Below are 12,875 nucleotides of genomic sequence, written 5' to 3'. Positions count from 1 at the left end.
CAGAGCACGCGTGTTATGAAATATTTGGTGTACTATTGAATTCATTCACTAATGTATTCAGGAAATGTATGTCCACTCATCTGGTCTGGTTCCGCGCTGATTTACGCCTGCATGACAATCTTGCCCTTGCCGCCGCCTGTCGCGATGCGAATGCCCAGGTGCTGGCGCTTTACATCGCCACTCCGCGGCAGTGGGCTGAACATCATATGGCTCCGCGCCAGGCGGCCTATATTGCCACGCAGTTGAACGTGCTACGTCAGGCGTTGGCAGAAAAAAACATCCCGCTGATTTTTCTACAGGTTGATGATTTTGCTGCCAGCGTTGAAGCGGTAAAAAATGTTTGCCAGCAACACGAGGTGACGCAGCTTTTTTACAACTACCAGTACGAATTCAACGAGCGTCAGCGTGATGCGGCAGTGGAGCGGGCGCTGATGGACACGGTTTGCCAGGGGTTTGACGACAGCGTCATCCTGCCGCCGGGCGCGGTAATGACCGGCAATCACGAGATGTATAAAGTGTTTACGCCGTATAAAAATGTCTGGCTGCGGCGTTTGCGCGAGCATCTGCCGGAATGCGTTCGCGCCCCGGCGCCCAGAAAGGCACCGGCGGTGGACAATACGCCTGCCATCACCCTCGATTATCCGCAGCAGCCGTTTGATAGCGCGCTGTTTCCCGCTGATGAAAACGCGGCGATTGCACAGCTGCGCAAGTTCTGCCAGCAGTCGGCGGCGGAGTATGAAGCTCAGCGTGATTTCCCGGCCATTGAAGGCACCAGCCGGTTATCCGCCTGCCTTGCGGTGGGCGTGCTGTCGCCGCGTCAGTGTTTGCATCGCCTGCTCGCCGAACAGCCAGCCGCGCTTGATGGCGGCGCGGGCAGCGTTTGGCTCAATGAACTGATCTGGCGCGAATTTTACCGCCATCTGATGACCTACTACCCTCGCTTGTGCAAGCATCGCCCGTTTATCGACTGGACCGATAACGTCCGCTGGCGCGAGGCGCCGGACGAACTGAAGGCCTGGCAGGAGGGGAAAACCGGCTATCCGATTGTTGATGCCGCGATGCGCCAGCTCAACGAAACCGGCTGGATGCACAACCGCCTGCGGATGATTGTCGCCAGCTTCCTGGTGAAGGATTTACTTATCGATTGGCGGGCAGGGGAGCGTTACTTTATGTCGCAGCTGGTGGACGGTTGTCTGGCGGCCAATAACGGCGGCTGGCAATGGGCCGCATCTACCGGCACCGACGCTGCGCCGTATTTCCGCATCTTTAACCCCACCACTCAAGGCGAGCGCTTTGATAAAAGCGGTGAATTTATTCGCCACTGGCTGCCGGAGTTGAAAACGGTGCCCGATAAGGCGATTCATCAGCCTTGGGCGTGGGCCGATAAGCAGGGGGCTGCGTTGGATTACCCGCGCCCGATAGTCAGCCATGGTGAGGCGCGAGTCGCAACATTGGCAGCCTATGAGGCCGCGAAAAAATCAGGTGGCTGATAAACCGCTATCGGGCAACGGCGGGCGGTAGAAGAAGCGAGGCCTGAAACATCAGGCCTCGTGGTGTCATTAAGCCTCAGCGGCCAACCGGCGGCTGCGGACTTTGAGCGAATGGTACAGCCAGATAACCAATACGGCGGCGACGCAGGCGACGGAGCCCCAGGTGATTTGGCTAAACACGTCGATGTAGGCGTTGATGGAGTAATCCACCGCACCGGCGGCATCGAAAGAGGCCTGCGACGTCTGGTCGGCAATAAGACCGGCAACATAGTTCGCCACCGCACCAGAGAGCAGCATATAAATACCCGTTAACACGCCGGTCACGCCCGGGATCTGAATACGGGTGATTTGCGACATCGCCACCGGGTCGATAAACAGTTCGGCAAAGCCCATCACCGACAGCCCCAGAAGCATCAGCGGCATTGACGAGTGGCCGTAGGTTGCCGACCAGCGGGCGCTCAGCGTCAGGATGCAGAAGCCAGCGCTCATCAGGCCGAGGCCAAGTGCATATTTGCCCCAGATACGCAGATCGCGATGGCTGGTGACATGTTCTTTAATCAACCACGCCAGCACCACGCCGCACGCCATTACCGCAAAGGCGTTAACCGACTGGAACATCGCGGTCGGTACTTCATAGCCCAGCACGTTACGGTTGACGAAACGGTCAATATACAGGCTGATTGAGCTGCCGCCCTGCTGGGCGAACGCCCAGAACAGCAGGCTGAAGAAGGTCAGTACCATTATCAGACGCAGATCTTTGCGTTGCTCGGCGGTTTCGGCGCGACGGTAAATTCTCGCCAATACCACCAGACCGATAATCGAAGCGACAATCAGCGCGTAGACCGACCACTCCTGCCAGAACAGCACGGTGATAAACAGTGGCGCAACTACCAGCAGCACCAGCAGCCAGCCCCAGTTCGGCATCAGGAATTTCTTCGCACACAGCACTTCTTTATTTACCCCACGGGTGTGGGCAAAGTGGCGGCGACCGCTAATGAAGATAACCAGACCGGCAAGCATACCAACGGCGGCGAGGGTGAAGCCCATTGCCCAGCTGTACTGCTCCTGAGCAAAACCGCAGGCGATAGGTGCAATGATAGAGCCGACGTTGCCCGCAGCGTACATCAGCGAGAAACCGCCATCGCGACGTGGGTCGGTGGGTTCATACAATTCGCCCAACAGGCAACTGACGTTGGATTTAAACAGTCCATAACCACAGACGATAATCGCGAGCGACAAATACAGGAACATCGGTGCGATTTCACTGGCACCCAGAACCATATGGCCGACGACCATTAGCAGCGCACCCAGCATCACCGCCATGCGGTTGCCGAGGACTTTATCGGCCAGATAGCCGCCAAGGATTGGCGTGACGTAAACCAGCGAACAGTAGGCGCTAAACAGTTCGTAAGCGTGGGTATCGTTATATTTCAGCTGATTAGTGAGATACAGGATCAGCAGCGCGCGCATGCCATAGAAGCTGAAGTATTCCCAGATTTGCAGCGCGACGACGTAGTAAATTGCCTTCGGCTGAGATTGTGATTTATTCATTACACATCTGACCTCGAAACCCTGCACAGCCATGCTGCGTAAGGTTTTGTTTCTATACTGTAATCATACGATGAAAATCGTATTATCTTTGTAATATGCGGTATGGTTGCATAAATATACATTAATTGCGTCACATAAAAACAGTCAAATCGTGTTGTTTAAGCACTTATTGCGCGTAATTACGCGGCATGGCGGAGAGTGTAAGGAATTGCGTATCGACGTAGCGCCTGCAGGACGCTATTTTATTCTGTAGTACGGCATCAATGGCAAAGGGAGCGATGATGAAAAATACTGAGCTAGAACAACTGATTAATGAAAAACTCAACAGCGCCGCCTTTAGCGATTATGCGCCCAATGGTCTGCAGGTTGAAGGGCGTGAGACGGTGCAAAAAATTGTCACCGGCGTCACCGCCAGCCAGGCTCTGATTGACGAGGCCGTGCGCCAACAGGCGGACGCGGTCATTGTGCATCATGGCTACTTCTGGAAGGGCGAGTCGCCGGTCATTCGCGGCATGAAGCGCAACCGTCTGAAGGCGCTGCTGGCAAATGATATTAATCTTTATGGCTGGCACCTGCCGCTGGATGCGCATCCTGAACTGGGGAATAACGCCCAGTTGGCGCAGCTGCTGGGAATCAACATCCAGGGTGAGATTGAAGCGCTGGTACCGTGGGGAGAGCTGTCGATGCCGGTTTCCGGCCTTGAGCTGGCGTCGTGGATTGAAGCGCGTCTGGGACGTAAACCGTTGTGGAGTGGGGATACCGGGCCAGATAAAGTCCAGCGCGTGGCCTGGTGTACCGGCGGTGGTCAAGGCTTTATCGACAGCGCGGCGCGCTTTGGCGTCGATGCGTTTATTACCGGTGAAGTCTCTGAACAGACTATTCATTCTGCCCGCGAGCAGGGATTACACTTTTATGCAGCCGGTCATCATGCCACCGAACGCGGCGGCATTCGCGCGCTGAGCGAATGGCTCAATGAGACGACCGATCTGGATGTGACCTTTGTGGATATCGCCAACCCGGCCTGATGATGAGGGAATAAAGTGCAGCGAGCGCGTTGTTATCTATTAGGAGAGACGGCGGTGGTGCTGGAGCTGGAGCCGCCGGTCACGCTTACAACCCAAAAGCGAATCTGGGGTTTGGCGCAGCGTGTCGCACAGATGCCTGGCGTGGTGGATGCCATTCCAGGGATGAATAACATCACGGTCACATTGCGTGACCCGCAGACTCAGGCGCTGGATGCGATTGAGCGTTTGCAGCGCTGGTGGGAAGAGAGCGAAGCGCTGGAGCCTGAATCACGGTGTATTGATATTCCGGTGGTGTACGGTGGCGATAGCGGCCCGGATCTGCCGGAAGTGGCGGGCATTAGCGGCCTGACGCCTAAGCAGGTGGTTGAGCTGCATGCCTCGGTTGATTATGTGGTGTGGTTCCTCGGTTTTCAGCCGGGTTTCCCCTATCTAGGCGGGCTGCCATCCGCGCTTGCAATGCCGCGCCGTGCTGAGCCCAGATTGCAGGTGCCTGCCGGTTCGGTCGGGATTGGCGGTGTGCAAACGGGGATTTATCCACTGGCGACGCCAGGTGGCTGGCAGTTAATTGGCCGTACGCCGCTGTCGCTGTTCTCGCCCAATCGTGAAGAACCTGTCTTGCTACGCCCGGGTGACACGGTGCGTTTCGTGCCGCAAAAGGAGGGAATATGCTGAAGGTGATTCGAGCGGGGATGTACACCACGGTACAAGATTGTGGGCGTGATGGGCTCCGTCAGTCCGGTGTCAGCCGCGGTGGCGCGATGGACCAGCCCGCGCTAATAACCGCGAACCTGCTGGTAGGTAACGATGCTAACGCTGCGGCGCTGGAAATTACCCTCGGCATGGCGTCGTTTCACTTTGCCCGTGACGGTTGGTTTGCCTTAACGGGGGCGGGTAGCGAAGCGACGCTTGATGATGAGGCGGTGTGGAGCGGCTGGCGGCACTGGGCGAAAGCCGGACAAACGTTGACCTTAAAACGCCCGCAGTACGGCATTCGCAGCTATCTGGCCGTCGCGGGAGGCATTGACGTTCCGGCGGTAATGGGATCGCGCAGTACCGATCTCAACGTGGGGATCGGCGGGCTGGAAGGGCGGCGGCTCCAGGATGGCGATGTGCTGCCATTGGGCAATCCACTGCGGACGTTTAAAGCGCCGCGCGGGGTGAAGCCGCTGCTGCCCAGTAACCATATTCGTGCGCTGCCAGGCCCGGAATATCACGAATTTGATGAGGTGTCGCAGGAGAGCTTCTGGCGTTCGCCATGGCACTTAAGCCCGCAGAGTAACCGCATGGGCTATCGTCTGAACGGGCAGCCGTTGACGCGCACAGCCGGGCGTGAACTGCTGTCTCATGGCTTGGTTCCCGGTGTCGTGCAGGTGCCGCACAATGGCCAGCCTATTGTGCTGATGAACGATGCCCAGACCACCGGCGGCTACCCGCGTATCGCCTGTATTATCGAGGCCGATATGTTCCAGCTTGCGCAGATCCCACTCGGACAGCCCATTCACTTCGTTCGCTGCAGCCTTGAAGAGGCGCTGAAGGCGCGGCATGACCAGCAGCGCTATCTGCAACAATTATCCTGGCGGCTTGGCGATGATGATTGATCTTAATGCCGATGTCGGCGAAGGCTGTGCCAGTGACGCGCAATTGCTGACGCTGGTTTCCTCGGTCAATATTGCCTGCGGTTTTCACGCAGGCGATGCCCGGATGATGCTTGACTGCGTGCGCGAATCATTGAAAAACGGCGTGGCCGTGGGGGCGCATCCGAGCTTTCCCGATAGGGACAATTTCGGCCGCTCGGCAATGCAATTACCGCCAGAAACGGTTTACGCCCAGACGCTGTATCAGGTAGGCGCGCTGGCGGCCATTGTTCAGGCTGAGGGGGGGACGCTGCGTCACGTCAAGCCGCACGGTATGTTGTATAACCAGGCGGCGAAAGATGCTGTGCTGGCAGGAGCAATCGCCAAAGCGGTGCTGGCAATTAGCCCGGCCTTGATTCTGGTTGGGCTAGCGGGCAGTGAACTGATTCGGGCCGGCGAGCGTTTGGGGTTATCGACCCGTCAGGAGGTATTTGCCGACCGGGGCTATCAGGCGGATGGACAACTGGTGCCGCGTAGCCAGCCAGGTGCACTGATTACGGATGAGGCGCAGGCACTGGCGCAAACGCTGGAGATGGTGCAGAACGGGCGGGTGTGCAGCGTTGATGGACAATGGACGTCGGTACAGGCGCAGACGGTTTGTCTACACGGTGACGGAGAACATGCGCTGGCATTTGCCCGACGCCTGCGTAACGCGTTCATGGCGCAGGGAATTGTTGTTCAGGCGTAGATATTTTTTAAGGTGCGTCCCAGGCCATTGCGCACCTTGAGTTATTTATTATTTTTATATTTTGTTCTTTCTTATATTTTTTAATTGATTAATTTATTCTGATTTTCTCTGCTGTTTGTATTTTTTACTAGCATGGTTGAGAAAATTATACTTACACTTGCCCGGTGTAAACGGTCGTTTTCCTGCCGACTTTTACCGTTCATGTGTCCAGGGATGGAGTTTTTATGGTACGTAAAATTGCGTTACCAACTATCATATTAGTTGTAGGTGTAATTGCTCAGAGTAAGTTTAATTTAATCGGTAATCATCTTACCTTTCATATTATAACCGGGGCATTAATGGCGTGGGCTGTGTTTTCTTTGGTGCTTCATGTTCGCGCTTCTTCCCATCACAGAGATATACCCGAGTTTGTTATCAGTCAGTTGTACAACACGCAGCCTTGTTACCCACTAACATCACCAAACGAGCAGCGTTCAGCATGCGCAGAGTCGCTATGTTTGATTGCTGAAACGGGACGTTACAGTACTTCAATAAGTTATGTGAATTCACTTGAACAGCTGGACTTAAATAATCTGGAAGATGTTAAAGAGGCGCGTTTTTTAATGAGTACTTCGTGGGATATTGATAACGATCGGAAATTAAGGAAGGTTATCCGCACGTTAATTAATAATTCTATTGCTGCTTCGCGCTCATCTCTGGATGCCGTGGTAGCCAAAGACCGCTATATTTCTTTTTTACAGCAGCAAGGTCTTTTTTTTCAAAATGTTGATGCTTGTCCGAAGACCGGATTTGATTTGGTCAGAGCCTCCTGGCTTACCCGAATAGGTTTTTCAATCGGTTATATTGATGAACAGGAAGCAAGAGCGTTTCTCAATACTATCGGAGAGCTTATTCAACAACAATTCTCATCGTGGGAACAACTCACCGCGTCATACTTAATCATGTATTTAGAGTGGAATGGTGCCTGGAAAGGCGCTCTAGGCGTGCTGAGAACGGGGTTTGTCGCCAGTAATCGTTTTCAAGGGGCAAAGCTGCTGCTAGAGGACAACGACTCGCCGTTTCGGACCTTAGAATTCCGCGTTTGTGATGCCTGACTCTTCATCATTGCGCTTGCTAACCAGGGCTGAGACGCTCAGGATAGTTGGCGTTTTGATTGATAAAAGGACACCACTATGCCAGAAGGCCCAGAAATCCGCCGCGCAGCGGATAGCCTGGAAGCGGCTATCAAAGGCAAGCCACTGACCGATGTCTGGTTTGCTTTTCCTGAATTAAAACCCTATGCCTCCCTCCTTGTCGACCAATACGTCACCCACGTCGAAACGCGTGGCAAAGCGCTGCTTACCCATTTTTCCGGCGGTCTGACGCTGTATAGCCATAACCAGCTTTATGGCGTATGGCGGGTGGTGAACACCGGTGACTCGCTGGATACGACGCGGGTTCTGCGCGTGAAGCTACAGACTGCGGACAAGACCATTCTGTTGTATAGCGCATCGGATATTGAAATGTTGACGCCGGAGCAGGTGAAGACGCATCCGTTTTTACTGCGCGTGGGGCCGGATGTGCTCGATATGACGCTGACGCCCCAAAAGGTCAAAGAGCGACTGCTGTTGCCGAAATTTCGCAACCGCCAATTTTCCGGGCTGTTTTTAGATCAGGCGTTTCTGGCAGGGCTTGGCAACTATTTGCGTGTCGAGATCCTCTGGCAAGTTGGGCTCACCGGGAATCATAAAGCGTCGCAGCTAAACGACGCTCAGCTTGACTCGCTGGCGCAGGCGCTGCTGGCGATCCCGCGGCTTTCGTACAACACACGCGGTCAGGTGGATGACAATAAGTATCATGGTGCGCTGTTTCGCTTTAAAGTCTTTCACCGCGACGGGGAGGCGTGTGAGCGCTGCGGGACGATGATTGAGAAAACAATGCTTTCTTCACGGCCATTTTACTGGTGCCCGGGTTGTCAGCATTGAAAATACCATTCAATGGATGAGGTTTTCCCACCGATAGTGGGTGATAAAAAAAGCGCCCGCAGGCGCTTTTTGTCTATCAAACTCTCATTTATTTCTTGAGTTCTGATTTGAAGTCACGCTGTTCGTAGCCGGTGTACAGCTGACGTGGACGCGCAATCTTCATGCCGTCAGTGTGCATTTCGTTCCAGTGCGCAATCCAGCCGATGGTACGCGCCATCGCGAAGATAACGGTGAACATGGTTGACGGAATGCCCATCGCTTTCAGGATGATACCGGAGTAGAAGTCGACGTTCGGGTACAGTTTCTTCTCGATGAAGTACGGGTCGTTCAGTGCGATGTGCTCAAGCTCCATCGCGACTTCCAGCAGATCATCTTTCGAGCCCAGTTCGCGCAGAACTTCGTGGCAGGTTTCACGCATCACGGTGGCGCGCGGGTCGTAGTTCTTGTAGACGCGGTGGCCAAAGCCCATCAGGCGGAAAGAGTCGTTCTTGTCTTTCGCGCGACGGACAAACTCAGGAATGTGTTTAACGGAGCTGATCTCTTCGAGCATCTTCAGTGCTGCTTCGTTGGCGCCACCGTGTGCTGGCCCCCACAGAGAAGCAATACCGGCTGCGATACAAGCGAACGGGTTAGCACCGGAAGAACCGGCAGTACGAACGGTCGAGGTTGATGCGTTCTGTTCGTGGTCAGCGTGCAGGATCAGAATACGGTCCATGGCGCGTTCCAGCACAGGATTCACTACATACTCTTCGCAAGGGGTGGCAAACATCATGCGCAGGAAGTTACCGGCATAAGAGAGGTCATTACGCGGATAGACGAACGGCTGGCCGATAGAATATTTGTAACACATCGCTGCCATGGTTGGCATTTTCGACAGCAGACGGAATGCGGCGATTTCACGATGACGTGGGTTATTCACATCCAGAGAGTCGTGATAGAACGCAGCCAGCGCGCCAGTTATCCCGCACATCACCGCCATTGGGTGAGAATCGCGACGGAACGCGTGGAACAGACGGGTAATCTGCTCGTGGATCATAGTGTGGCGAGTGACGGTGGTGGTGAACTCGTCAAATTCAGCTTGAGAAGGTTTTTCACCGTACAGCAGGATGTAGCACACTTCGAGATAGTTAGACTCGGTGGCTAACTGATCGATAGGGAAGCCACGGTGCAGCAAGATCCCTTCGTCACCATCAATAAAAGTAATTTTAGATTCGCAAGATGCGGTAGAGGTAAAACCAGGATCAAAAGTAAAAATGCCTTTCGAACCAAGACTACGGATATCAATAACATCCTGACCGAGCGTACCTTTTAGCACATCAAGTTCAATAGCATTTTCACCGGTCACAGTGATTTTTGCCTTAGTATCAGCCATTTACGGTCTCCTTAGCGCCTTTTTGCTTAAGACTGCTGGATGCCGGATTTGCAATTCAAAACATATTTCGACGTTGCCTGTTTGTTATTTGGCTCACGGCTCTGCTGAAGAAATAAAGCAAGGGTACAGAGCAAGGGCGCTTGACGGTGCACGTCTAATCTACAGTGAAACAACAGCAAATCAGGGTCTTAGCAATCCGATGATTCAAACCTGTACAACACTAATAACTGTCCTGATTGGTTAGGTCAACTCCGGAACACTGTTACATAACTTATTATCAGGTTAAAGAGTGACCCCATAACTTTTGAGCATTATATGCTTTTACAGGTAATGGTTGTAACAATAATGTTTAATATTTGTCAAATCACGTGGTTAATTTTTAAAAAATTGTTTTAATCGTGAGCATGATCACTGTTCTGCATAAAACCGGACAAACTATATGTAGGTTAATTGTAATGATTTTGTGAACGGCCTATACTGCCGCCAGGTCTCCGGAATACCCTGCAATCCCGAGCCACCCAGCGTTGCAACGTGTCGTTTTAGCATCTGTGAGCAGATTTTTACATGACGCGAAGTTATAGAAAAGAACGCTGCTTGACCCGCCTGCGGACCGGAGGAAGGAAATAATAAGAACAGCATGTGGGCGTTATTCATGATAAGAAATGTGAAAAAACAAAGACCTGTCAATCTGGATTTGACAACAATCCGGTTCCCTATAACAGCGATAGCGTCCATTCTCCATCGCGTATCCGGTGTGATCACGTTTGTGGCGGTCGGTATTCTGCTGTGGTTGCTGGGCACCAGTCTCTCTTCTCCGGAAGGCTTCCAAACCGCTTCATCTATCATGGGCAGTTTCTTCGCCAAATTCATTATGTGGGGCATCCTGACTGCGCTGGCGTATCACGCGGTTGTCGGTATTCGTCACGTGTTAATGGATTTCGGTTATCTGGAAGAAACGCTCGAAGCCGGTAAGCGCTCAGCGAAAATTTCTTTTGTTATTACTGTCGTGCTTTCAATTCTTGCAGGAGTCCTCGTATGGTAAGCAACGCCTCAGCATTAGGACGCAACGGCGTACATGACTTCATCCTGGTCCGCGCCACCGCCATTGTTTTGACGCTCTACATTATCTATATGGTTGGCTTCTTCGCGGTAACGGGTGACGTCACGTGGGAAGTCTGGAGTGGTTTCTTTGCCTCTGCGTTCACCAAAGTATTCACCTTGCTGGCCCTGTTCTCGATTTTGATTCATGCCTGGATTGGCATGTGGCAGGTGTTAACCGACTACGTTAAACCACTGGCTCTGCGCCTGACGCTGCAACTGCTGATTGTTGTTGCGCTGCTGGTTTACGTTATCTATGGATTTGTTGTGGTGTGGGGTGTGTGATGAAACTGCCAGTCAGAGAATTTGATGCTGTTGTGATTGGTGCCGGTGGCGCAGGTATGCGCGCGGCGCTGCAAATTTCCCAAAGCGGCCAGACCTGTGCGCTGCTGTCCAAAGTGTTCCCGACCCGTTCCCATACCGTGTCAGCGCAGGGTGGTATCACCGTGGCGCTCGGTAATACCCATGAAGATAACTGGGAATGGCACATGTACGACACCGTTAAAGGGTCGGACTACATCGGTGACCAGGACGCTATCGAATATATGTGCAAAACCGGTCCGGAAGCGATTCTGGAGCTGGATCACATGGGCCTGCCATTCTCCCGTCTGGATGATGGCACCATCTATCAACGTCCGTTTGGCGGCCAGTCGAAAAACTTCGGCGGCGAGCAGGCGGCACGTACCGCAGCGGCGGCGGACCGTACTGGTCACGCACTGCTGCACACGCTGTATCAGCAAAACCTGAAAAACCACACCACCATCTTCTCCGAGTGGTATGCGCTGGATCTGGTGAAAAACGCCGATGGCGCAGTGGTGGGTTGTACCGCTCTGTGTATCGAAACCGGCGAAGTGGTCTACTTCAAAGCCCGCGCAACCGTGCTGGCGACCGGCGGTGCAGGTCGTATTTACCAGTCCACCACCAACGCCCACATTAATACCGGTGACGGCGTAGGTATGGCTATCCGCGCTGGTGTGCCGGTGCAGGATATGGAAATGTGGCAGTTCCACCCAACCGGTATTGCGGGTGCGGGTGTTCTGGTGACGGAAGGCTGCCGTGGTGAAGGTGGCTACCTGCTGAACAAACACGGCGAACGCTTTATGGAGCGTTATGCCCCGAATGCGAAAGACCTGGCGGGTCGTGACGTGGTGGCGCGTTCCATCATGATCGAAATCCGTGAAGGCCGCGGTTGCGATGGCCCATGGGGTCCGCACGCTAAGCTGAAACTTGACCATCTGGGTAAAGAAGTTCTGGAATCCCGTCTGCCGGGCATCCTGGAACTGTCGCGTACCTTTGCGCACGTCGACCCGGTTAAAGAGCCGATTCCGGTTATTCCAACCTGCCACTACATGATGGGCGGTATTCCGACCAAAGTGAGCGGCCAGGCACTGACCGTGAACGAGCAGGGCGAAGATGTAGTGATTCCGGGCCTGTTCGCGGTGGGCGAAATCGCCTGCGTATCGGTACACGGTGCAAACCGTCTGGGCGGCAACTCGCTGCTGGATCTGGTGGTCTTCGGTCGTGCGGTGGGTCTGCATCTGCAAGAGTCTATCGCCGAGCAGGGCGTGCTGCGTGACGCGACGGAAGAAGAGATTGATGCTTCTCTGGAACGTCTTAACCGCTGGAACGGCAACCGTGACGGCGAAGACCCGGTCGAAATCCGCAAAGCGCTGCAAGAATGTATGCAGCACAACTTCTCGGTATTCCGCGAAGGCGATGCAATGGCGAAAGGTCTTGAGCAGCTGAAAGCCATCCGCGAGCGTTTGAAAAATGCCCGTCTGGATGACACTTCCAGCGAGTTCAACACCCAGCGCGTTGAGTGTCTGGAGCTGGATAACCTGATGGAAACCGCTTACGCCACCGCGGTGTCTGCGAACTTCCGTACCGAAAGCCGTGGCGCGCATAGCCGCTTCGACTTCCCGGATCGTGATGATGAAAACTGGCTGTGCCATTCCCTGTACCTGCCAGAGTCGGAATCTATGACGCGTCGTAGCGTCAATATGGAACCGAAACTGCGTCCGGCATTCCCGCCGAAGATTCGTACTTATTAATG

At 53.9% G+C, this 12,875-nt stretch carries 12 protein-coding genes; 10 read left to right on the top strand and 2 right to left on the bottom strand.

Annotated features, from left to right (window positions below):
- Positions 1 to 68: 68 nt before the first annotated feature.
- A complete protein-coding gene (phrB, locus tag LZ634_RS07560; protein ID WP_234503582.1) occupies positions 69 to 1,490 on the top strand; it encodes a deoxyribodipyrimidine photo-lyase in 1,422 nt (473 codons plus the stop codon).
- Between the two features lie 69 nt (positions 1,491 to 1,559).
- On the opposite strand, the gene dtpD is transcribed toward phrB, so the two are convergent.
- Positions 1,560 to 3,041, bottom strand: coding sequence for a dipeptide permease DtpD (dtpD, locus tag LZ634_RS07555; RefSeq protein ID WP_234503580.1), 1,482 nt, complete (start codon positions 3,039 to 3,041; stop codon positions 1,560 to 1,562).
- Between the two features lie 281 nt (positions 3,042 to 3,322).
- On the opposite strand from dtpD, the gene LZ634_RS07550 reads away from it, so the two are divergent.
- From LZ634_RS07550 to nei, 6 genes are all read left to right on the top strand, one after another.
- On the top strand, positions 3,323 to 4,066 hold the full coding sequence (locus LZ634_RS07550; RefSeq protein ID WP_234503703.1) for a type 2 GTP cyclohydrolase I: 744 nt from the start codon (positions 3,323 to 3,325) through the stop codon (positions 4,064 to 4,066).
- Positions 4,067 to 4,081: 15 nt separating this feature from the next.
- Positions 4,082 to 4,738, top strand: coding sequence for a 5-oxoprolinase subunit PxpB (pxpB, locus tag LZ634_RS07545; protein WP_234503577.1), 657 nt, complete (start codon positions 4,082 to 4,084; stop codon positions 4,736 to 4,738).
- Positions 4,732 to 5,664 carry a 5-oxoprolinase subunit PxpC gene (pxpC, locus tag LZ634_RS07540; RefSeq protein ID WP_234503575.1) on the top strand — a complete coding sequence of 311 codons (933 nt, stop codon included), beginning with the start codon at positions 4,732 to 4,734 and terminating at the stop codon, positions 5,662 to 5,664. Before pxpB ends, pxpC begins: the two co-directional genes overlap by 7 nt.
- Positions 5,654 to 6,388, top strand: coding sequence for a 5-oxoprolinase subunit PxpA (gene pxpA / locus LZ634_RS07535; RefSeq protein WP_234503572.1), 735 nt, complete (start codon positions 5,654 to 5,656; stop codon positions 6,386 to 6,388). The genes pxpC and pxpA overlap by 11 nt, the downstream gene beginning before the upstream one ends.
- 224 nt (positions 6,389 to 6,612) lie before the next feature.
- Positions 6,613 to 7,482 carry a DUF1266 domain-containing protein gene (locus LZ634_RS07530; RefSeq protein ID WP_234503569.1) on the top strand — a complete coding sequence of 290 codons (870 nt, stop codon included), beginning with the start codon at positions 6,613 to 6,615 and terminating at the stop codon, positions 7,480 to 7,482.
- 78 nt (positions 7,483 to 7,560) lie between these two features.
- Positions 7,561 to 8,352, top strand: a complete 792-nt coding sequence (nei, locus tag LZ634_RS07525; RefSeq protein ID WP_234503567.1) for an endonuclease VIII — start codon at positions 7,561 to 7,563, stop codon at positions 8,350 to 8,352.
- An 88-nt stretch (positions 8,353 to 8,440) separates the two neighbouring features.
- On the opposite strand, the gene LZ634_RS07520 is transcribed toward nei, so the two are convergent.
- A complete protein-coding gene (locus LZ634_RS07520) occupies positions 8,441 to 9,724 on the bottom strand; it encodes a citrate synthase (RefSeq protein WP_234503564.1) in 1,284 nt (427 codons plus the stop codon).
- Positions 9,725 to 10,361: 637 nt separating this feature from the next.
- Between LZ634_RS07520 and sdhC the strand changes: the two genes are divergently transcribed.
- Genes sdhC through sdhA form a run of 3 tightly spaced genes read left to right on the top strand, consistent with a single transcriptional unit; the run spans position 10,362 to position 12,873 of the window.
- Entirely contained in the window at positions 10,362 to 10,766 is a 405-nt protein-coding gene (gene sdhC / locus LZ634_RS07515; protein ID WP_052284856.1) for a succinate dehydrogenase cytochrome b556 subunit, read from the top strand.
- Complete coding sequence (gene sdhD, locus LZ634_RS07510; RefSeq protein ID WP_153743392.1) at positions 10,760 to 11,107, top strand: succinate dehydrogenase membrane anchor subunit; 348 nt, start codon at positions 10,760 to 10,762, stop codon at positions 11,105 to 11,107. The genes sdhC and sdhD overlap by 7 nt, the downstream gene beginning before the upstream one ends.
- Positions 11,107 to 12,873 (top strand): succinate dehydrogenase flavoprotein subunit, encoded by a 1,767-nt coding sequence (sdhA, locus tag LZ634_RS07505; RefSeq protein ID WP_234503561.1) that lies wholly within the window; start codon positions 11,107 to 11,109, stop codon positions 12,871 to 12,873. The genes sdhD and sdhA overlap by 1 nt, the downstream gene beginning before the upstream one ends.
- Positions 12,874 to 12,875 lie beyond the last annotated feature (2 nt).

This window comes from Kluyvera intermedia, assembly GCF_021440345.1.
Taxonomy (GTDB): Bacteria; Pseudomonadota; Gammaproteobacteria; order Enterobacterales; family Enterobacteriaceae; genus Kluyvera; species Kluyvera intermedia_A.
The sequence above is the reverse complement of the archived record's forward strand: the minus strand, read 5'-3'. Positions and strand labels throughout refer to the sequence as shown.

Coding starts and splice junctions, on each gene's coding strand:
- sdhA (WP_234503561.1), top strand. CDS start 11,107: ATGAAACTGCCAGTCAGAGAATTTGATGCTGTTGTGATTGGTGCCGGT.
- LZ634_RS07550 (WP_234503703.1), top strand. CDS start 3,323: ATGAAAAATACTGAGCTAGAACAACTGATTAATGAAAAACTCAACAGC.
- LZ634_RS07520 (WP_234503564.1), bottom strand. CDS start 9,724: ATGGCTGATACTAAGGCAAAAATCACTGTGACCGGTGAAAATGCTATT.
- phrB (WP_234503582.1), top strand. CDS start 69: ATGTCCACTCATCTGGTCTGGTTCCGCGCTGATTTACGCCTGCATGAC.
- sdhD (WP_153743392.1), top strand. CDS start 10,760: ATGGTAAGCAACGCCTCAGCATTAGGACGCAACGGCGTACATGACTTC.
- sdhC (WP_052284856.1), top strand. CDS start 10,362: ATGTGGGCGTTATTCATGATAAGAAATGTGAAAAAACAAAGACCTGTC.
- pxpC (WP_234503575.1), top strand. CDS start 4,732: ATGCTGAAGGTGATTCGAGCGGGGATGTACACCACGGTACAAGATTGT.
- nei (WP_234503567.1), top strand. CDS start 7,561: ATGCCAGAAGGCCCAGAAATCCGCCGCGCAGCGGATAGCCTGGAAGCG.
- LZ634_RS07530 (WP_234503569.1), top strand. CDS start 6,613: ATGGTACGTAAAATTGCGTTACCAACTATCATATTAGTTGTAGGTGTA.
- dtpD (WP_234503580.1), bottom strand. CDS start 3,041: ATGAATAAATCACAATCTCAGCCGAAGGCAATTTACTACGTCGTCGCG.
- pxpA (WP_234503572.1), top strand. CDS start 5,654: ATGATGATTGATCTTAATGCCGATGTCGGCGAAGGCTGTGCCAGTGAC.